14 protein-coding genes are annotated in these 19,678 nt (G+C 70.1%); 2 read left to right on the forward strand and 12 right to left on the reverse strand.

Going from position 1 to position 19,678, the window contains the following annotated elements:
• Nucleotides 1-3: 3 nt before the first annotated feature.
• Both H1D24_RS12190 and H1D24_RS12195 read left to right on the forward strand, forming a co-directional pair.
• On the forward strand, nt 4-2,136 hold the full coding sequence (locus H1D24_RS12190; protein ID WP_181657482.1) for an acetate--CoA ligase family protein: 2,133 nt from the start codon (nt 4-6) through the stop codon (nt 2,134-2,136).
• Between the two features lie 219 nt (nt 2,137-2,355).
• Nucleotides 2,356-3,744 carry an OFA family MFS transporter gene (locus tag H1D24_RS12195; RefSeq protein ID WP_181657483.1) on the forward strand — a complete coding sequence of 463 codons (1,389 nt, stop codon included), beginning with the start codon at nt 2,356-2,358 and terminating at the stop codon, nt 3,742-3,744.
• Between the two features lie 235 nt (nt 3,745-3,979).
• Here the strand turns inward: H1D24_RS12195 and H1D24_RS12200 are convergent, their stop codons facing one another.
• The 12 genes from H1D24_RS12200 to H1D24_RS12260 all read right to left on the reverse strand — a co-directional run bounded on the left by H1D24_RS12200 (nt 3,980) and on the right by H1D24_RS12260 (nt 19,634).
• The gene (locus H1D24_RS12200; RefSeq protein WP_181657484.1) at nt 3,980-5,146 is read right to left on the reverse strand and encodes a sugar phosphate isomerase/epimerase family protein; all 1,167 of its coding nucleotides are present in this window, start codon (nt 5,144-5,146) and stop codon (nt 3,980-3,982) included.
• Between the two features lie 122 nt (nt 5,147-5,268).
• Complete coding sequence (locus tag H1D24_RS12205) at nt 5,269-6,690, reverse strand: alkaline phosphatase family protein (protein WP_181657485.1); 1,422 nt, start codon at nt 6,688-6,690, stop codon at nt 5,269-5,271.
• A complete protein-coding gene (gene eboE / locus H1D24_RS12210) occupies nt 6,687-7,856 on the reverse strand; it encodes a metabolite traffic protein EboE (RefSeq protein WP_181657486.1) in 1,170 nt (389 codons plus the stop codon). The genes H1D24_RS12205 and eboE overlap by 4 nt, the downstream gene beginning before the upstream one ends.
• 3 nt (nt 7,857-7,859) lie before the next feature.
• Complete coding sequence (locus H1D24_RS12215) at nt 7,860-8,720, reverse strand: TatD family hydrolase (protein WP_181657487.1); 861 nt, start codon at nt 8,718-8,720, stop codon at nt 7,860-7,862.
• Entirely contained in the window at nt 8,720-9,580 is an 861-nt protein-coding gene (locus H1D24_RS12220; protein ID WP_220136656.1) for an EboA domain-containing protein, read from the reverse strand. The genes H1D24_RS12215 and H1D24_RS12220 overlap by 1 nt, the downstream gene beginning before the upstream one ends.
• Nucleotides 9,577-10,485 carry a sugar phosphate isomerase/epimerase family protein gene (locus tag H1D24_RS12230; RefSeq protein WP_181657488.1) on the reverse strand — a complete coding sequence of 303 codons (909 nt, stop codon included), beginning with the start codon at nt 10,483-10,485 and terminating at the stop codon, nt 9,577-9,579. The genes H1D24_RS12220 and H1D24_RS12230 overlap by 4 nt, the downstream gene beginning before the upstream one ends.
• Nucleotides 10,482-11,597, reverse strand: a complete 1,116-nt coding sequence (locus tag H1D24_RS12235; RefSeq protein WP_181657489.1) for an SCO3242 family prenyltransferase — start codon at nt 11,595-11,597, stop codon at nt 10,482-10,484. Before H1D24_RS12235 ends, H1D24_RS12230 begins: the two co-directional genes overlap by 4 nt.
• Nucleotides 11,594-12,793 (reverse strand): inositol-3-phosphate synthase, encoded by a 1,200-nt coding sequence (locus tag H1D24_RS12240; protein WP_181657490.1) that lies wholly within the window; start codon nt 12,791-12,793, stop codon nt 11,594-11,596. The genes H1D24_RS12235 and H1D24_RS12240 overlap by 4 nt, the downstream gene beginning before the upstream one ends.
• Nucleotides 12,794-12,954: 161 nt before the next feature.
• Nucleotides 12,955-14,355 (reverse strand): ThuA domain-containing protein, encoded by a 1,401-nt coding sequence (locus H1D24_RS12245; protein ID WP_181657491.1) that lies wholly within the window; start codon nt 14,353-14,355, stop codon nt 12,955-12,957.
• A 17-nt stretch (nt 14,356-14,372) separates the two neighbouring features.
• Nucleotides 14,373-16,877: a PQQ-dependent sugar dehydrogenase gene (locus H1D24_RS12250; RefSeq protein ID WP_181657492.1), complete on the reverse strand. Its 2,505-nt coding sequence runs from the start codon at nt 16,875-16,877 to the stop codon at nt 14,373-14,375.
• 390 nt (nt 16,878-17,267) lie between these two features.
• Nucleotides 17,268-18,272 (reverse strand): sugar phosphate isomerase/epimerase family protein, encoded by a 1,005-nt coding sequence (locus H1D24_RS12255; RefSeq protein WP_181657493.1) that lies wholly within the window; start codon nt 18,270-18,272, stop codon nt 17,268-17,270.
• 12 nt (nt 18,273-18,284) lie between these two features.
• Nucleotides 18,285-19,634, reverse strand: coding sequence for a Gfo/Idh/MocA family protein (locus H1D24_RS12260; RefSeq protein WP_181657494.1), 1,350 nt, complete (start codon nt 19,632-19,634; stop codon nt 18,285-18,287).
• Nucleotides 19,635-19,678: the final 44 nt, after the last annotated feature.

Genomic DNA, 19,678 nt, shown 5'->3' on the forward strand with positions numbered 1-19,678 from the left:
TTGATGGCCGAAGACCGCGTGCTGAGGGTGCGAACGCTCCTCGACGCCGTGCGGGCCGAGGGCCGTACCGCGCTGACCGCGCCCGAGGGCAAGGTGATCGCGGACGCGTACGGGATCGCCGTCCCCGGTGAGGAACTGGCGACGGACGTCGACGAGGCCGTGGCATTCGCCGCACGCTTCGACGGCCCGGTCGTCCTGAAGATCGTCTCGCCGGACATCCTGCACAAGACCGACGCCGGCGGCGTGATCGTCGGTGTGCAGGGCGCGGCCGACGTACGGGCCGCGTTCTGCAAAATCATCGAGAACGCGCGCGCGTACGCGCCAGAGGCCCGTATCGAGGGCGTGCAGGTGCAGGAGCTGCTGCCGAAGGGCCAGGAGGTCATCGTCGGTGCGGTGACCGATCCGACGTTCGGGAAGGTCGTCGCCTTCGGGCTCGGCGGCGTACTGGTCGAGGTCCTCAAGGACGTCACGTTCCGGCTGGCGCCGGTCGACGCCGACGAGGCCGTGTCCATGCTCGACTCGATCCGCGCCGCCGAGATCCTGCGCGGTGTGCGCGGCGCGCAGCCGGTCGACCGGTGGGCGATCGCCGAACAGATCCGCCGCGTCTCCCAGCTGGTCACCGACTTCCCGGAGATCGCCGAGGTCGACCTCAACCCGGTGATCGCGACGCCGGAGGGTGCGGTCGCCGCGGACATCCGCGTCATCCTCTTCGAGGGAGAGGTGAAACAGCGGCGCACCTACACGCGCGCGGAGATGCTCACTTCGATGCGCCGGCTGATGCAGCCCCGCTCGGTCGCCGTGATCGGCGCCTCCAACGAGCAGGGGAAAATCGGCAATTCGGTGATGCGCAACCTCATCGACGGCGGCTTCTCCGGAGAGATCCACCCGGTGAACCCCAAGGCCGATGACATCTTGGGCCGCAAGGCGTACAAGAGTGTCACCGACGTCCCGGGTGAGGTGGATGTGGCGGTCTTCGCGATCCCCGCCAAGTTCGTGGCCGCGGCCTTGGAGGAGGTGGGGCGCAAGGGGATTCCCAACGCGGTGCTGATCCCCTCCGGTTTCGCGGAGACCGGCGAACACGAACTGCAGGCGGAGATCGTGGCGATCGGCGAGCGCTACGGCGTGCGCCTCCTTGGGCCGAACATCTACGGCTACTACTCGACGTGGCAGGACCTGTGCGCCACGTTCTGCACGCCCTACGACGTCAAGGGCGGCGTTGCGCTGACCTCGCAGTCGGGCGGCATCGGGATGGCGATCCTCGGCTTCGCACGGGCCACCAAGACGGGCGTGTCGGCGATCGTGGGGCTCGGCAACAAGTCGGACCTGGACGAGGACGACCTGCTCACCTGGTTCGGCGAGGACCCCAACACCCAGTGCATCGCGATGCACCTGGAGGACCTCAAGGACGGCCGCGCCTTCGTCGAGGCCGCACGCGCGACCGTCCCGAAGAAGCCGGTCGTGGTCCTCAAGGCGGGCCGCACCGCGGCGGGGGCCAAGGCCGCAGGCTCCCACACGGGCGCGCTGGCGGGCGACGACGCCGTGTACGACGACATCCTCAGGCAGGCCGGTGTGATCAGGGCCCCGGGCCTCAACGAGATGCTCGAGTACGCGCGTGCGCTGCCGGTGCTGCCGGCGCCCAAGGGCGACAACGTCGTGGTCATCACGGGTGCGGGCGGTTCGGGCGTACTGCTGTCCGACGCGGTGACCGACAACGGGCTGAAGCTGATGGAGATCCCCTCCGACCTGGACGCTGCCTTCCGGAAGTTCATCCCGCCCTTCGGCGCCGCCGGCAACCCGGTGGACATCACGGGCGGCGAGCCCCCGTCGACGTACGAGGCGACGATCAGGCTCGGGCTCGAGGACACGCGGATCCACTCGCTGATCCTGGGTTACTGGCACACCATCGTCACCCCGCCGATGGTCTTCGCGGAGCTCACCGCGCGCGTGGTGGCCGAGTTCCGCGAGCGCGGCATCGAGAAGCCGGTCGTGGCGTCGCTCGCGGGCGACGTCGAGGTCGAGGAGGCCTGCGCATACCTCTTCGAACGAGGCGTCGTGGCCTACCCGTACACGACGGAGAAGCCGGTGGCCGTACTCGGTGCGAAGTACCGGTGGGCGCGGGCGGCTGGGCTGCTGTGATGCGGCGGCGCACAGCGAACCGGCCGGTCCCTGGCCCCGTGCGTGACACAGACCGGTGGGGCGCGGGCGGCTGGGCTGTTGGGGGGCGGTCGATGAGGTGACCGAGGGAGGGTACGGCCGGCGGTGCGCGCCGGCCGTACCCGGGACCCGTGCGCACACGAAAGGAATTGGACAGGGGGCGCTGGCCAGATCTTTCGACGCAAGGGGTGCTTTCTCGACATGACAACCACCGATCTGCCCACGTCGGTTCCGTACCGGGAAGTGGCCGACGCGAACGGACGCGTCTACCGCATCGGTGAGACCGACATCGACATCATGGGCCGCAAGCGCAAGTGGATGGTCATCCTGCCGTGGGTCGGCATGATGGGCATCAGTTCGGCCGAGTACGCCTTCGCGTCCGCCGAGGACACGCTGCACACGGCGCACAGCTGGAGCAGCGCACACATCTTCTGGATGCTGGGCGTCTGGGTCTTCTTCCAGGCCGCGGTGGCCTTCCCCGCGGGAAAGCTGCGGGAGAGCGGCAAGCTGCCGGCCCGTTGGGCGATGATGCTCGGCGCGATCGGCACGCTACTGGGCTATCTGTCCCTCGCGTACGCGCCGCATGTGATCGTCGCGTACATCGGCTTCGGCATGTTCAGCGGCATGGGCGCGGGCATGGTCTACGCGACCTGCGTGAACATGGTCGCCAAGTGGTATCCGGAGCGCAAGGGCGGCAAGACGGGCTTCGTCAACGGCGGTTTCGCCTACGGCTCGGTGCCGTTCGTCTTCCTCTTCACCGGCTACATGGACCTCACCAACTTCCGCTGGGTGCTGGTCTCGGTGGGCTTGTTCCTGGCAGCCGTCGTGGCGGTGGCGGGTTACTTCTTCCGCGACCCGCCGAAGAACTGGTGGCCGGCCGATGTCGACCCGCTGAAGAAGCCCGACGACCCACGTGCCCGGCGCGCGCTGGAGAAGAACCCCCCGGCCGTGCACCAGTACACCCCCAAGGAGGCATGGCAGACCGGCCGTGTGGCCCTCATGTGGTTCTGTCTGCTGTGCACCTCGGGCGTGAACATCTTCGGCATCGCATTCCAGGTTGAAATAGGCAAGGAGGCCGGTTTCGCCGGCGGAATCGTCGCAACCGCCATGTCACTGAAGGCCATCGTCAACGGCACCGGGCGTGGTGTGATCGGCTGGCTGTCGGATCGCTACGGACGCAAGCAGTGCCTGATCTTCGTCTGCATCGTCCTCGGCCTTTCGCAGTACGGCATCCTGTGGTCCGCCGACATCAAGAACCTCCCGCTGTTCCTGCTCTTCTCCAGCATCTCCGGGTTCGGCGGAGGCGCCATCTTCCCGATGTTCGCGGCAATGACCGCGGACTACTTCGGCGAGAACAACAACGCATCCAACTACGGCCTGGTCTACAGCTCCAAGCTGGTGTCCGGCCTGCTTGGATCCGGCATGGGTGCCGTCGTGGTGGCCAACTGGGGCCACAGCGGGGCATTCACCCTGGCCGGCTCGATCTCGCTGTTCGCCGCGGTTGTCGCACTGTTCCTGAACCCACCGGGCAGGCCCAAGTCCAAGCGCATCGTGCCGAACCCGCGTCCTCTCGGCGAGGAGACGACCTGACGGACATCCGGACAACCGAACACCGGACAGCCGGGCAGCCGGGCAGCCGGGCAGCCCCAAGGTGGGTGGGGCTGCCCGGCTCATACGGGACCGGTACGGCCGACAGCGGCGCACCTTCCGTAGCGGTCCCGGAACCGCAGCGGCCTCCCCGTGGCTACGTGCCGCGGGGAGGCCGCTGTGTGCGCCGGGGCCGTCTCGTTCGGCGTGACGCCCGGTCAGCTCGTCTCGCGCAGCCTCAGCGCTTTTGGCGCAGGGCCGCGAGGTTGTCGTAACCGATCTTCGCGTGCTTCAGCGACTGCCCGAGGTCGGTGGAGCTCGGGGCGTTGTCCTGCTCGACCATCGGGTTGTGGTAGTTCCTGGCGCCGACGCGCGAGAAGAACGTGGTGTAGTCGATGACGCCGGTACCGAACGGGACCATGTCGTAGCCCATCCCGTTCGTGGTGTTGACGGTGCCGTCCTTGGCGTGGAAGAGCGGGTAGCGCTCGTTGTTGCGCGCGACGAGCCCCGCCGGATCGAAGACGTTCTCCTGCGTCGAGCCGTCGTGGGCCGTGTAGGTGTGGAACTTGTACTGGGCGACGTGCGCCCAGAAGATGTCCATCTCCAGCCACACGACCTTCGGATCGGTGATCTCGAGGAAGTACTCCAGCTTGCGGATTCCGGAGCTGCGGGTCGGGCGGCCCGCGGCATCCAGCGGGCCTCCGTCGAGCAGGAAGCCGTATGCCGCGTCGTGGTTGTGGGTGTACAGCTTGATGCCCTCGCGGCGGGCGATCTCCCCGAGCGTGTTCCACTTGTCAGCGGCCACGTCCCAGTCGGCCCGGTAGGCGCTGCCGGTGGGGTCTCCACCGGTGCCCATGTGCCCCAAGCCTAGGATGTTGGCGATTTCCAGGTGTTTCTTGAAGGTGTCCAGGTCGGGTGTGGTGAGCGGCCAGGAGGGCGGGATGAAGCCGTGGTTGCCCTGCGCCCTGAGGCCGTACTCGTCGAGCCAGGAGCGCAGCAGCTTGGCGCCCTCGACGGACTCCAGGCTCGCGCCGCCGGGGGCGTTGGCGTGCTGGCCGTATCCGGCGAACTCCACCTGCCGGTAGCCGTACCGCGCGAGCTCCTTGAAGACCTCGCGGAATCCGGAGGGCAGGTCGGTGGAGAGGGGATCGCGGCCTACCGCATCGCGGACGGTGTAGAGGATGATTCCGCGCCTGGCGGCGGGGACGAGGACGTCTCCGCCCCGGCCGTCACCTCTTCCCTGGTCCTGAGCGTCCTGAGCCAGGGCTGGTGAGGCGCCGAAGACGGGTGCGGCGATTGCCGCGGTCGCGGCGGCGGTGCACGTGCTCAGAAAGCGGCGGCGGCTTACGCCGAGAGCGCGACGCAGGGCGTCGCCGGTTCCGGATTCGTCATTGAATGCGGTCACGGTGTCTCTCTTTCGAGTCGGTGTTCGGGTCGAACGGGTGCCGAACGGTCTGCTGCTCCTCCGCGTGCCGGACGCGTTGTCGGTGGCGCGTGTTTCACTTTCTGCAGTTGCTCAGTTGCTTGTCATGCGAGGCCGGCCAGGTCGAGCAGCAGGGATTTCACATCGGTGGCCGCAACTCGGTCGCCGACAGCATGGGGGGTGGAGCACATGATGAGCGGACCATCGTCGTCGCTCGCCGGGAGGCGGCCGTGGCTGCCTCGAATAGGTGAGGGGTCCAGGGGCACGACCGCCATGCGGTAGCGCATGCCGAGCTTCTTGCGGGCCAGCGCTCCGGCGGCCTTCACCCTGACGTAGGGGTCGAGGGGGTCCATGAAGAGCTCGGCGGGGTCGTAGCCGGGTTTGCGGTGGATCTCGACGAGCTGCGCGAAGTCGGGGGCGCGGTCGTCGTCGAGCCAGTAGTAGTACGTGAACCAGGCGTCCGGCTCCGCTACGGCGACCAGCTCGCCGGCGCGGGGGTGGTCGAGGTGGTGTGCCTTCTTGCCCTCGTCGTCGAGGAGTTGGTCGATGCCGGGCAGGTCCTGGAGTGCTGCTCGCGTGGCGTCGAGGTCTTCTGGTCGGCGGACGTAGACGTGGGCGATCTGGTGGTCCGCGACGGCGAAGGCGCGTGAGGCCATCGGGTCGAGGTACTCCATGCCGTCCTGGGTGTGTACTTCCAGCAGGTCGGCCCGGCGTAGGGCGCGGTTGATGTCGACGGGGCGGTTGACGCGGGTGATGCCGTACTCGGAGAGAACCACGACGGTGCGGCCCTGGGTGCGCGCGTCGTCGAGGAGGGGGGCGAGGGCTTGGTCGAGATCGGCCGCGGCCTGGTGTGAGCGGGGATCGTCGGGGCCGTAACGCTGCAGGTCGTAGTCGAGGTGGGGGAGGTAGCACAAAGTCAGGTCGGGGTTGCGGCCGGCCATGATGTGCCGGGTGGCGTCGATGATCCACCGGCTGGAGACGAGGTCGGCGCCCGGGCCCCAGAAGTGGAAGAGCGGGAAGGTGCCGAATTTCTCGGTGAGTTCATCGTGCAGTGCCGGTGGCCGGGTGTAGCAGTCGGGTTCCTTGCGGCCGTCGGCGTAATAGACAGGACGGGGGGTGACGGTGATGTCGGTGTCGGCGCCCATGGCGTACCACCAGCAGATATTGGCGACCGTGTAGCCGGGGTGGGCGCGGCGGGCGGCGTCCCACAGTTTGTCTCCGGCGACGAGACCGTTGTGCTGGCGCCACAGCAGTACGTCGCCGAGTTCGCGGAAGTACCAGCCGTTGCCGACGATGCCGTGCTCGGCGGGTGTGGTGCCGGTCAGGAAGGTCGACTGGGCCGCGCAGGTCACGGCGGGCAGGACGGTGCCGAGAGCGGCCTGGGAACCGTGCTCACCGAGTGCCCGCAGGCGCGGCATGTGCTCGAGGAGGCGCGGGGTGAGACCCACGACGTCGAGGACGAGGAGAGGAGTCGGGCCGGGGCGATCCGGTCGTTGCGTCACGGGAGTTGTCACGCCAGTCGTCATGGGAGCTCCTTCAGGCCTAGGTCCGTCAGGAGGTCGCGGGCCAGGGTGAGTTCGGCGGTGATGCCGTCGGCGAGCTGGGCTCGGGTGTGTGGGCGCAGCTCGGGCGGAAGGGCCTGCCAGGTGTAGGTCTCGACCTCGAGATGGCTGGTCAGCGGGTGCGGGCCGCCGACCAGCCGGGCCAACGTGTCCTGGAGCACGGAAAGAGTGGAGGTGACTGGCGCGGCGGGGGCCGTGTGCAGGGGGACGTGGAAGTGGGCGCGCCACGGGGTGGCCTGGGGCAGCGTGTCGCCGGCGAGGGCCTCGCCGAGGTCGTCGGTGCCGTGCAGTGCGGCGGGAGTGCGGGCGCGCGTCTGGTGCAGGAAGCGGGGTTCGTCGAAAGCCGCGAGGGCTTCGCGTACGTCGGGGAGATGGGGGTGTTCGGCGTGGAGAGCCGCGGAGAGCTGGCTCTTGACGATGGGGATGCGGGCGGCGGTGAGTTCGTCCAGTGCGGTGTGCGGGTCTTCGAAGGAGGTGGCGAGGTGGCAGGTGTCGACGCAGATGCCGATGCGGTCGTGTCCGACCGCGGTCAGAGGCGCTATGGCGTCGTGCGTGGTCTCGACGATGCAGCCGGGCTCGGGCTCGAGGCCGATGCGGATGGAGCGCCCGGTCAGCTCCTCCAGGGCGTCGAGGCGTTCGGCGAGGGTGCGCAGTGCGGCGTGCGCGGTCGCGGCACGGTCCGCGTCATACGAGGTACGCCAGGCGAGCGGCAGGGTGGAAATGCTGCCTTCGGTGACGTCGTCGGGGAGCAGCTGGGCAAGCAGGCGGGCCAGGTCGGTGGTGTGGGTGAGGCGTTCGGGATCGGTCCAGTCCGGCTTGTACACGCGGTACTTGACCTCTGCGGAACCGAATCCTTCATACGGGAAACCGTTGAGAGTGACCACTTCCAGGCCGCGCCGGTCGAGTTCGGTGCGCAGGCCGCGCACCGCCGACGGGTCCCTGATCAGTGCCCGGGCGGCGTCCTTGGCGAGCCACAGTCCGATGCCCAGGCGGTCTCGGCCGACCCGTTTGCGGACCGGTTCGCAGTGGTCGCGCAGTTGGGCGAGGACGCCCTCGAGTGTTTCGGCGGGGTGGACGTTGGTGCAGTAGGCAAGGTGGACGGTGGAGCCGTCGGGGTGCCGGAAGCGCATGGTTCACGCCTCCGTCTGCGGGGTGCCGCGCAGGATGGAGTTGCCCTCGTGGGTGGCGTCGGGCCGTGGGACGTCGAGGGTGAGCCGACCGCTCAGCCCGTAGAAGGCGACGGGATTGCGCCACAGCACCCGGTCGACGTCGTCCTCGCTGAACCCGGCCTTGAGGAGGGCGTCACCCACCTTGCGGGTCTTCAGCGGGTCGCTCCTGCCCCAGTCCGCGGCGGAGTTGACCAGGACCTTCTCCGGCCCGTACTGCTCCAGCACGGCGACCATCCGCTCCTCGTCCATCTTGGTGTCGGGATAGACGGAGAAGCCGAGCCAGCACCCCGCGTCCTTGGCTTCCTTGACGGTGGTCTCGTTGAGGTGGTCGATGAGTACCCGCTCGGGCGGCAGAGCGGACTCGCGGACGACATCGAGAGTGCGGCGCAGCCCGGCGAGCTTGTCGCGATGCGGGGTGTGCACCAGAGCCGGCAGCTCATGGTCGGCGGCGAGCTGGAGCTGGGCGGCGAGTGCGATGTCCTCGGCGGGCGTCATGGAGTCATAGCCGACCTCGCCCACTGCGACGACGTTGTCCTTGACGAGATACCGGGGCAGCACGTCCAGGACGGGGGTGCAACGGGGGTCGTTCGCCTCTTTGGGGTTGAGGGCGAGCGTGCAGTGGTGCGCGATGCCGTACTGGGCGGCGCGGAAAGGTTCCCAGCCGAGGAGGGAGTCGAAGTAGTCGACGAAGGAGGCCGGCGAGGTACGGGGCTGACCCAGCCAGAAGGCGGGCTCGACGACGGCGCGCACGCCCGCCGCATACATGGCCTCGTAGTCGTCGGTGGTCCGTGACGTCATATGGATGTGGGGGTCGAAGATGCGCATCAGGACTCCTCGCCGGTCGAAGGAGCGGAGGGGGGCGAAGGGATGGCCGAGGACGCCGAGGGGGCGGTTGGCAAAGCCAAGAGGGTGGTCAGGGCAAGGACGCGGTGCAGGTCCTCGGGGATGGGGCGGCCCGCGGCGGTGCGTTCGTTCGCGTAGTCGACGAGCATGCGGGCAAGTTCAGCGTCGGCTCGTGCGCGCTCCGCCAGGCCGGCTACCGCGTCCACGGAGACACCGGTGAAGAGGCACTTGAGGACGGCGTGCCGCCAGTTGTGGGGGTCCAGATGCTCGGCGGCATACGGGCCGACAGCGGCGGCGACCAGGCGTGTGTCGTTGGTGCGCAGGGCGTCCTCGACCAGCTGCAGGGCTTGGGGGCCAGGGACGAGGTGGGGCAGTGCGTGCAGGACAGCGCGGCGTTCGGCGGCGTTGCCCTGGGCGTAGATACCGGTGAGGGTCGCCGGGTCGGCGCCTGCGGCGTGCAGGAGGAGCAGGCGGGCGGCGTCGGCGTACTCGGGGCCGCAGCGGCGCCCGGCTTCGGCGAAGCGTAACTCCCACGAATGCAGGGGGCTTTGGGTGCCATGCCCCTGCTCCTGCCCCTGCCCCTCCCCGTGCCCCTGCCCCTTGTCTTGGTCCTGCCCCTGGCCCTGGGCCTGGGCCTGGGCCTGGGCCTGGGTCTGGGTCTGGGTCTGGGTCTGGGTCTGGTCCAGCCTGCGGTCCCGCTCGTGGTGCCGGTGCCGGTGCCGGTGGCTGGCGGCCTCGGCGAGTGCCTGGTCCAGCCAGGCGCGGGCGGCGCCGTCGAGTGCGGCGTCGAGGTGGGTGTGGAGCGAGGCGGTGGAGGGTTGCACCGTGGGGTGGTGCGTCATGACGTGCTCCCTTCCAGTGCGGCCTCGGCTGCCCGGCCCCGGGCAGCCCGCCCTGCGCCGGGGCAGGCGCGGCGCAGGAAGTCCAGCGACTCCTCGGCGAGGCGTGGGCCGGCGTGGGAGTGGCGGGGCAGTTCGACGACGGTCAGTCCCTGGTAGCCGGTGGCGGCAAGGGCTTCGAGTACGGGCGGGAAGTCGATCTCCCCGTCCCCGAACGGGAGGTGTTCATGAACACCGCGGCGCATGTCCTCGATCTGGACATGCCGCAACCAGGGTGCCGCGGCCCGGACGCAGTCGGCAGGCGGCTCCGCTTCCAGGCACTGGCAGTGGCCGATGTCGAGGGTGAGACCGAGGACTTCGGGACTGCCGAGTGCATGTCGCAGGTGGTGGAAGTCGGCGAGCGTGGCGACGAGGTGGCCCGGCTCGGGTTCGACGGCGAGCGGGATTCCTGCGGCGGTGGCGGCATCCAGTACGGGTGCCAAGGCCTCTGTGAGCCGTTGCCACGCCACGTCGTCCGACGTGCCCTCGGGTGTGACGCCGCTGAAGCAGTGCACCGCGTGCGCACCCAGGTCGGCGGCGATCTGCACGGCGAGGATCAGCAGCCTCGTGCGTGCGGCACGGCCGGCCGGGTCCGGGTCGAGGAGGGAGGGGCCGTGCTTGCGGCGCGGGTCGAGCACATACCGGGCGCCGGTTTCGATCGTCACGCCCAGTCCGTGCCGGTCGAGTCGGCGGGCCACCTCGCGGGTGCGCACGGCCAGGTCCGGGGCGAGCGGGTCCAGGTGCATGTGGTCGAGGGTCAGCCCGACCCCGTCGTACCCGAGGTCGGCGAGCAGACCCAGGGCGTCGGTGAGACGCAGGTCGGTGAGGCCGTTGGTGCCGTATCCGAAGCGGAGGGTGTCTGGGCTCATGTCACGCTCACCTTCCGTGCGAACGCCCGGGCGGCCGGGGCCAGGGCGGCAGTCAGCAGTGCGCTGCGGAGTCCGCCGCCGCGGGCGGCGAGTGCTGCCTGGAGCGGGATCATGGCTCGAATACCGCCCCCGACGGCCCGTTGTGTGAGCGGCGGAGAGGGGTTGAGTACGGCGTGGAACAGGGGGCGGGCGGCAGTTGCGGCGTAGGCGGCGCTGAGAACGCCCTGGAGGACGGTGGCAGTTCTGTTCGCCGCAGTTTTGGTCGCCGCAATTCCGGCGGTCGCGGTTCTGTCGGTTGCGGTTCCGGTGGCCACAGCTCCGACGGTGGCGGTTCCAGTGGCCACAGTTCCGGTGGCCACAGCTCTGCGGCTCGGCGCCGCAGCGCCCATCGACGCGGAGGAGCTGGAGCCCGGCAGGCGGAGGGCGGAAGCCGTCCGTCGGCCCGCCGGGAGTTCGGGGGTGGTGCGACCGGTGGTCCGACCAGTCGTGCGACCAACTGTCCACGCCAGCAGTACTGTCGCCGACAGCGCCGCGAGTGGTGCCAGGGAGGAGCCGCCCTGGGTCTCCCGGCGAGACACGGCCGTCACCGCGAGTGTGTGCACGCCGAGGACCGTGGCCGAGGGCAGGGCCGTGCGCCACCGGCCGCCCGGGACCGTTGCCGCCGCGCCCAGCATCAGGTCCAGTCCCCGGGCCGCCGCCATGGCCGTGGGACCGGCGGCCGTTCGCTTCAGGCCCAGGTCGTACGCCCAGACCGTGGTCGCGAGCGTCCCTGCGACCGCCAGCGCCGGCCGCCCGGCGCGCGCGGCCAGCGCAAGGCCGGCGCAGGTGAGGCCGCCGGCCGCAGCCAGCGCCGCTCCGGGGCTGACGCGGCGGGACGGCAGTGGGCGGTACGGGCGTTCCAGTGCGTCCTCGGCGCGGTCGGCCCAGTCGTTGAGCGCCATGCCCGCTTCGTACAGACACAGGGAGGAACCGATGGCCAGAAAGGTGCGGCGGTTGGGCGGGGTGCCCGCCGCGGCGGCGCCCGCGAGGGCGTCTCCCGGCACCGTGAACAGTGCCGGCAGCCGGAGCAGTTCCGCCCAGGCCTGTGCACTCGGCCGGATCTCGCTGCTCATCGTGCCGCCCGCAGCCGCCCGGCGAATCCCACCAACTCCCCGTACTGCGCTGCGAGTGCCGAGGGCGAGCCGGGGTCCGGGTCCTTGAAGTAGAAGCCGAGTTCCGGCAGGGGTCCCGAGAGGCCGGCCTCGTGGGCGCGGGCGGTCAGGCGGGCCAGGTCGAGTACGAGGGGCGCCGCGAGGGCGGAGTCGCAGCCCTGCCAGGTGGTCTGGAGCACCATCCGGGAGCCGAGGAAGCCGTCGAAGGCGATGTGGTCCCAGGCGGTCTTCCAGTCGCCGAGGGCCGGTACGTCGTCGATGTGCACCTCGCCTTCGGGGGCCGAGCCGAGGGTGTCGGTGAGGACGCGTTCCTTGCCTGCGTTCTTCGCGGCGGCCGCACCAGGGTCGGCCAGCGCCGCGCCGTCGCCGCCGCCCAGCAGGTTGGTCCCCGACCAGGCGCGCACGGCCAGGGCACGCTGCGCGAACATCGGGCCCAGCACCGATCGCAGCAGCGTCTGCCCAGTCTTGCCGTCGCGTCCCGCGTACGGCAGGCCGGAGCCCGAGGCCACCGCGCGCAGTGAGGGGTGGTGCAGGCCCGTCGACGGGGTGAAGTTGACGTACGGGCAACCGGCCCGCAGCGCAGCCGCCGCGTACAGAGAGCTGGCAGGGAGCCGGGCCGGGAGAGCGGCCTCGGAACGCGTCGCAGCGGCCCCCGACTCCGCCGCCCCTGCCGCCCCCGACTCCGCCGGCCCCGTCGCCACAGGCTCCGTCGACGCGACGTTCACCACGACGGTGCGGGTCAGCCCGCCCCGGCGTACGAAGTCCCGTATGTCGGCGGCCAAGGACTCGATGAGCTCCTCGTCGGAGCGGGTGTCACCGGGCAGGGGTCCGCCGGTGCGGATCTCCCGGTCGGCGGCGGCCAGTTCGCCCTGCACCGCCGACGGCAGACCGTGCGGCAGGACTCCCCCTGCGACCAGTGCCTCCGCGCGCTTGGGCAAGGGGCAGTCCACCGTGTCGTGACCGCCGAAGACGAGGGACGACAACGTCGGCAGACCGCAGTCGGCAAACGGCGCCGTCTCGGTCACCATGCCGGTGGCCGGGTGCAGCCCCGCGGCCACGGCGGCACATCCCACCACCACGGTGGTGGCCACGGAACCGCGCGCTCCGACGAGCCACACGCCGGTACGCGGACGGGGAGCGGAAGGTTCGGCGGACATGAACAACCTCCTTGACGACAAGGACAGAAGGAGAGAGAAGACGAAAGGCGAGGAGAGAGGGCCGAGCACAGACGATGAGAGGAAGGTGACGGCGGGCGGAGGTCCGGCGTCCCCCGCCCGCCGCCGTCTAGTCGCCCTTCACGGGCAGTTCCCGGAGCTGTTCACCCCCGAAGCTGCTCACCCCGGAGCTGCTCACCTTGGACCTGCTCACTCCGGACCTGCTCACCCTGGAGCTCCTCGCCTGCGCCGAGCTCCTTGATCCGGATGTTGCGGAACGACACCTGGTCCTCGGCACCGTGGTTCTGGATGCCGATGTGACCGTCCTTCAGGCTCCGCGCCGGATCGGTGTTGGTGAAGTCGTTGATCTTCACCCCGTTGAGCCAGACGCGCAGCCGCTCGCCCTGGACGCGGATCTCGTAGGTGTTCCACTGGCCGGGCGGGTTGAGGGCGCGGTCGCGCTTTTTCAGGTCGGCGGACTGGGAGCTGTACACGGAGCCGGTGGTCTTCTCCGGTGCGTCGGTCGCGTCGATCTGGATCTCGTAGCCGTTGTCGACGGCGGACCACGGGTCGTCCGAGGGCGGAAAGCCCACGAACACACCCGAGTTGTCGTCGCCGGCCATCTTCCAGCCGAGCTTCAGCGAGTACGCGCCGAACGCCATGTCCGCGTACCAGAGCATGCCCATGCCGCCGCTCGACGTGAGCGTGCCGTCGTCGAGGGTGAACGAGCCGGGTCCGGCCTGCTTCCAGCCGGCCAGTGACTCCTGCGTGCCATCGAAGAGCGGGCTGTAGCCGTCCTCCGGGCGGGAGTCGGCCTGCGCCGCTCCCCTGGCCCACTGGATGCCGCCGAGCAGATGCTGCCGGAAAGCGGGATCGGCGTAGGACTCCTTGGTGTGCCCGCCGCCGGTGTAGAAGGCGCGGCCGCCCCCGTACTCGTGGCACCAGGCGATCGGGTGGTCGCCGTTCATGGTGCCGCCGGTGTACGACGACTCGTCCAGCGAGGCCAGGACGTGGACGTCCTGGCGCGGGTTGGCGCGGTAGTTGTACCACTCGTCGGTGCGGTTCCACACCGCCGGCAGATGGGAGGTCGCCGGGTGGGCGCGGTCCTCCACGTCGACCGCTGCCGGCTGGATCGCCGGGTGGTTCTGGAAGTAGGCCCCGACGACCCCGCCGTAGAACGGCCAGTCGTACTCCGTGTCGGCCGCCGCGTGCACACCGACGTAGCCGCCGCCGTGCTCGATGTACGACTCGAAGGCCGCCTGCTGGGTGGCGTCGAGGACGTCGCCCGTCGTGGACAGGAAGACCACGGCGTCGTACCGGGAGAGGCCGGCGGTGGTGAAGGCGCCCGCGTCCTCCGTGGCGTCGACGGTGAATCCGTTCGCCTGGCCGAGTTCCTTCAGCGCGGCGATGCCGTCCGGGATGGAGTCGTGCCGGAAACCCGCGGTCTTGGAGAACACCAGCACCCGGCTCTCACGGGTGCCGGCGGCGCCGGCAGGGCCGGACGCGGCACCGGTGAACAGGGCGGCCGTCGCCGTGGCCGCCGCAAGGAACGTACGTCTTCGCATGATCGGTCCTCCTCGCGTCAGCTCGTGGTGAAGGTGAAGTCGTCCACCTCGTACAGGGCATCGCCACTGCCGCCCTTGAAGACGAGGTAGAGCGTGGTGGTGCCGGAGGGCGCGCCCTTCAGGGTGGCCGTGACGTCCTGGTAGTTCTCCCAGCCGCCCGTGTCGGGGACGGTTGCCGTGCCGAGGAGCCTGCCGCCCGCCGAGCCCGCGCGGATCTCCAGGGTGCCGCCCGCGCCGGCGGAGGCGACCCGTGCGCTGATCTTGGTCGCGTTGGACAGGACGTACGGCTGGAAGGCGATCCAGTCGCCGTTGCCGATGTCGCCGACGGTCTTGGCGCCGTGGGCCGTCGTCCGGCTCTGGACGGTGATGCCCTCGGAGGTGCCGAAGTGCTCGGCCTGGCGGTGCCTGGGCTGGACGACGTGTCGGTCGTGGGTGGTCAGCGCGGCCTGGCCGCCGCCACCGCCGTCGGTGTACTCGGCGTCGAAGACCCCGAAGACGTTGGCGTCGTCGTCGTGGCCGCCGTCCGCGCCGGTCTGGATGGTGCCGGTGCAGCCGTTTGCCGAGGTCAGCAGATGACCGTGGCTGTCGTGGCCGAGAATGAAGTTGACCTTGACCTTGGCGCAGTCGATGGTGCCGTCCTCCGGGTCGGTCACCTTCACCTTGAACGGCACGGCGTCGCCGAAGCTGAACAGCTGGCCGTCACGCGGCAGTTCAAGCGTCACCTTCGGGGCCGTGTTGCCGACCACGATCTGCACGCTCGCACTGCCGGTGCGTCCGCTCGGGTCCTTGGCGGTCAGCGTCGCCGTGTACGTTCCGTTCTTCTTGTACGTGTGGGAGGGGTTCGCGGCGGTGGATACGGCGGAGCCGTCGCCGAAGTCCCAGCTGTAGGTGAGCGTGTCACCGTCTGCGTCGGTGGTCCCGCTGGACGAGAAGCGGACCTTCAGCGGGGCCTGCCCCGAGGTACGGTCGGCGGAGGCCTGCGGGGTCGGCGAGTGCCCGTCGGTGGCGTTCTCGATGCGGTACAGGGCCGAGTTCTCGTCACCGCCGAACCAGGAGACGCCGTAGTCCAGGACGTAGAGCGCACCGTCCGGCCCGAAGGCCATGTCCATCACCTGCGTGCCGGTCCAGGGGATGTCGTTGATGGACTGCACCGTGCCGTCGGCGTCCGACGATATGCGCTTGATCCAGCGGCGGCCGAACTCCCCGGCGAAGAAGTCACCGTCGTACGCCTCGGGGAACTTGACCGGCGAGTCGAGCGTTGCGTCGTAGTGATAGACCGGTCCGCCCATCGGGGACTCGGAGCCGTCGCCGAACTCGGGCACGGACGGGCCGTTGTAGGGGATCCAGGCGGGCTGCGCCGGGGGCAGGTCGGTGAGGCCGGTGTTGTTCGGGGAGGTGTTCTTGGGGGCGTTGCAGTCGAAGCTCGCGCCGGAGGTGCCGGTGGCGAAGTCGTAATCCACGTACGCGTCGTTGTTGCCCGTGCAGTAGGGCCAGCCGAAGTTGCCGGGCTTGGTGACGCGGGCGAACTCGACCTGGCCGGCAGGGCCACGCTCCGGGTCGGCGGCACCCGCGTCAGGGCCGTACTCGCCGACGTACAGGATGCCGGTGGCCTTGTCGACGCTGAAGCGGAACGGGTTGCGGAAGCCCATCGCGTAGATCTCGGGCCGCGTCTTGTCCGTGCCGGGTGCGAAGAGGTTGCCCTCGGGGACGGAGTACGAGCCGTCGGCGTTCACCTTGATCCGGAGGATCTTGCCCCGCAGGTCGTTGGTGTTGCCGGACGTGCGCTGGGCGTCGAAGGCCGGATTACGGTCGGCACGCTCGTCGATGGGCGTGTAGCCGTCCGACTGGAAGGGGTTCGAGTCGTCGCCGGTCGACAGGTACAGGTTGCCGGCGGCGTCGAAGTCGATGTCGCCGCCGACGTGGCAGCAGATGCCGCGTGAGGCCGGGACGTCGAGGATCTTCGTCTCGCTGGCGGAGTCGAGCGTCCCGTCGGTCTTCAGCACGAAGCGGGAGAGTCGGTTGACGCCGTCGAACTTCGCGAAGTCGGCCGCGGTGCCGGTCTCGGGGGCGTCGCCCGCCGGGGTGTCCAGCGGCGGGGCGTAGTAGAGGTAGATGAAGCGGTTGTCGGCGAAGCCGGGGTCGACGCCGACGCCCTGCAAGCCCTCCTCGTCGTGCGAGTAGACGTCGAGCTTGCCCGCGAGCCGGGTGTTGCCCGCGGCGTCGGTGATACGGAGCTCGCCGTCGCGTGAGGTGTGCAGGACCGAGCGGTCCGGGAGCACCGCGAGGGACATGGGCTCGCCGACCTCGGGCTCGCCCTTGGCGAGGGTGACCTGCTGGAAGTCCTCTGCGGCGGCCGCCGAAGCCGTCTTCGACGCGTTCGTCTCGGGGTCGGCGGCGCCCGCCGGCGGTACGGCGAGGGCGAGCGAGGCGCCGGCGAGGAGCGTGCCGGTGAGGAGTGCGAGTGCCTTGCGGAATCTCAGACGCTCTCTGTTTCCAGTGCTGTTTCCGGATTTCCTGAGCACGAAGTGCCTCCAGGGAGGGTGCCAGTCGTACGTGGCGGGTGCGGGATGCCGGGGTGCGCCGTCACCCCGGAGCGAGCTGTGTCGCGAACGTGTACGCCGTGCGCGGTGCGCAGCGATGCGTGTGTCGCGTACATCTCAGGCGTATGCCTCAAGGACGGTAGCCACGTTTGTCCGTGACCGAAAGCCCTTGGACAGCAAGGAAGTTGGACTTTTTCCTGCATGAGGACAAACCGGGTTCCGGGCAGGCCGGACCGCCCCGGCGCGGACCATTCCGCGCCGGGGACAAGGAGCTCGGTCAGGGTCTGCCGGGGCTGGTCGGCGCTCCCGAACCGAGGCTGGTCGGCGCTTCCGAACTACCGGGGCAAGTCGGCTCTCCCGAAGTACCCGGGCCTAGTCGGCGCTCCCGAACGCCGCGTCGAAGGACGCCGACGGCGGCTCGAAGTCGTACGCCTTCAGGCGCTGCAGGGCCTCAGGTGCGCCCTGCAGACGGTCCATGCCCGCGTCCTCCCACTCGACCGAGATGGGCCCGTCGTACCCGATGGAGCGCAGCATCCTGAAGACGTCCTCCCAGGGGACGTCGCCGTGGCCGGCCGACACGAAGTCCCAGCCGCGCCGCGGGTCGCCCCACGGCAGATGCGAGCCGAGGCGCCCGTTGCGGCCGTCCAGCCGCTTGCGGGCCTCCTTGCAGTCGACGTGGTAGATACGGTCGCGGAAGTCCCACAGGAAGCCGACGGGGTCCAGGTCCTGCCAGACGAAATGGCTCGGGTCGAAGTTGAGGCCGAACGCCGGGCGCCGGTCGACGGCTTCGAGGGCGCGCTGCGTGGTCCAGTAGTCGTACGCGATCTCGCTGGGATGTACCTCGTGCGCGAACCGCACGCCCTCCGCGTCGAAGACGTCCAGGATCGGGTTCCAGCGCTCGGCGAAGTCCTCGTAGCCGCGCTCGATCATCCGCTCGGGAGCGGGCGGGAACATGGCGACGAGGTGCCAGATGGACGAGCCGGTGAAGCCGATGACGGTGTCGACGCCGAAGGCGGCCGCGGCCCGTGCCGTGTCGGCCATCTCGGCCGCCGCCCGCCGCCGTACGCCCTCGGCCTCGCCGTGGCCCCAGATACGCGCGGGCAGGATCGCCTGGTGCCGCTCGTCGATGATCGCGTCGCACACGGCCTGGCCGACGAGGTGGTTGGAGATCGCCCGGCATTTCAGGCCGTACTTGTCGAGCAGCTGCCGCCGGGATGGCAGATACGAGTCGTCGGCGAGCGCCTTGTCCACCTCGAAGTGGTCGCCCCAGCAGGCGAGTTCGAGGCCGTCGTATCCGAAGTCGCGGGCGAGCCGACAGACCTCCTCGAGCGGCAGGTCGGCCCACTGGCCGGTGAACAGGGTGAAGTCGCGGGGCATGGACGGGGCCTCCTAGACCGATGAAACAGATGACGCCGATGAAGCATGGGAATCGGAATCCGTGGCCGTTGCCGCGGCCGGGGCCGGCGGCACGGGCGTGTACACCGAGTTCTTCGCCGCGCTCTCCTCCACCGCCGCCAGGACACGCTGCACACCCAGCCCGTCGGCGAAGGAGGGTTCCGGTACGACGCCCGTCGCGATGGCGGTCACGAGGTCGCGGGCCTGGTGGACGAAGGAGTGCTCGTACCCGAGACCGTGGCCCGGCGGCCACCAGGCCTCGAGATACGGATGGTCGGGCTCGGTGACGAGGATGCGGCGGAAGCCCGCGCTCACACCCGGCTCGGTGTGGTCGTGGAACGACAGTTCGTTGAGCCGCTCCAGATCGAAGGCGAGCGAACCGCGTTCACCGTTGAGCTCCAGACGCAGCGCGTTCTTGCGGCCTGTGGCGAACCGAGTGGCTTCGAAGGAGGCGAGCGCGCCCGAGGCGAACCGGCCTGTGAACAGCGCCGCGTCGTCGACCGTCACGGTGCCGAGTGGCCCGCCGCCTCCCGTAGCGCTGAGCCCCGCCGAAGCCCCGGCGAGCAGCGGCCGCTCCCGTACGAAGGTCTCGGTGAGCGCGGACACGCCGACGAGGGGCTCGCCCGCCAGATACTGCGCGAGGTCGACGATGTGCGCGCCCAGATCGCCGAGCGCCCCCGATCCCGCGACCTCCCGCTGCAGCCGCCAGGTGAGCGGGAAACCGGGATCGACCAGCCAGTCCTGCAGGTACGTGACGCGCACATGACGCAGGGCGCCCAGCCGGCCGTCGGCGACCATCTTCCGGGCCAGCGCGGTCGCCGGCAGGCGACGGTAGTTGAAGCCGACCATGGCGACCTGGCCGCGGGCCCGTGCCTGTTCGGCGGCCTCGGCCATGGCCTCGGCCTCCTCGACGGTGTTGGCCAGCGGTTTCTCGCACAGCACGTGCTTGCCCGCCGCGAGCGCGGCGAGGGCGATCTCCGCATGGCTGTCGCCTGGTGTGCAGATGTCGACCAGGTCGACGTCGTCACGGGCGATCAGTTCCCGCCAGTCGGTCTCCGCGGCCGCCCAGCCGAGCCGGTCGGCCGCGGCCCGTACGGCGTCCGCGTCGCGCCCGCAGATGGCCGCCAGCTCCGGCCGGCACGGCAGGTCGAAGACGCGCCCGACGGTGCGCCAGCCCTGGGAGTGGGCTGCGCCCATGAACGCGTAGCCGACCATGCCCACGCCGAGCCGGCGCTTCATGGAACCGGCACCGGTGCCGACGTCGACTGGCCCGGTGTCGGCGCTGATTCCGACCGGCCCGGCTCCGGCTGCCACCCCGCTCTCGGGCTGCTCCGGCTGTCCCATACGGATTTCCTCCTCGTGGTCGACGCTCTGTGGGGGCGGGCGTA

The sequence above is a fragment of the Streptomyces himalayensis subsp. himalayensis genome, from assembly GCF_013778455.1.
Lineage (GTDB): Bacteria > Actinomycetota > Actinomycetes > Streptomycetales > Streptomycetaceae > Streptomyces > Streptomyces himalayensis.

Coding starts and splice junctions, on each gene's coding strand:
- eboE (WP_181657486.1), bottom strand. CDS start 7,856: ATGCGCTTCCGGCACCCCGACGGCTCCACCGTCCACCTTGCCTACTGC.
- H1D24_RS12230 (WP_181657488.1), bottom strand. CDS start 10,485: ATGAGCCCAGACACCCTCCGCTTCGGATACGGCACCAACGGCCTCACC.
- H1D24_RS12190 (WP_181657482.1), top strand. CDS start 4: ATGGCCGAAGACCGCGTGCTGAGGGTGCGAACGCTCCTCGACGCCGTG.
- H1D24_RS12215 (WP_181657487.1), bottom strand. CDS start 8,720: ATGCGCATCTTCGACCCCCACATCCATATGACGTCACGGACCACCGAC.
- H1D24_RS12255 (WP_181657493.1), bottom strand. CDS start 18,272: ATGCCCCGCGACTTCACCCTGTTCACCGGCCAGTGGGCCGACCTGCCG.
- H1D24_RS12245 (WP_181657491.1), bottom strand. CDS start 14,355: ATGCGAAGACGTACGTTCCTTGCGGCGGCCACGGCGACGGCCGCCCTG.
- H1D24_RS12235 (WP_181657489.1), bottom strand. CDS start 11,597: ATGAGCAGCGAGATCCGGCCGAGTGCACAGGCCTGGGCGGAACTGCTC.
- H1D24_RS12220 (WP_220136656.1), bottom strand. CDS start 9,580: ATGACGCACCACCCCACGGTGCAACCCTCCACCGCCTCGCTCCACACC.
- H1D24_RS12260 (WP_181657494.1), bottom strand. CDS start 19,634: ATGGGACAGCCGGAGCAGCCCGAGAGCGGGGTGGCAGCCGGAGCCGGG.
- H1D24_RS12195 (WP_181657483.1), top strand. CDS start 2,356: ATGACAACCACCGATCTGCCCACGTCGGTTCCGTACCGGGAAGTGGCC.
- H1D24_RS12205 (WP_181657485.1), bottom strand. CDS start 6,690: ATGACGACTGGCGTGACAACTCCCGTGACGCAACGACCGGATCGCCCC.
- H1D24_RS12240 (WP_181657490.1), bottom strand. CDS start 12,793: ATGTCCGCCGAACCTTCCGCTCCCCGTCCGCGTACCGGCGTGTGGCTC.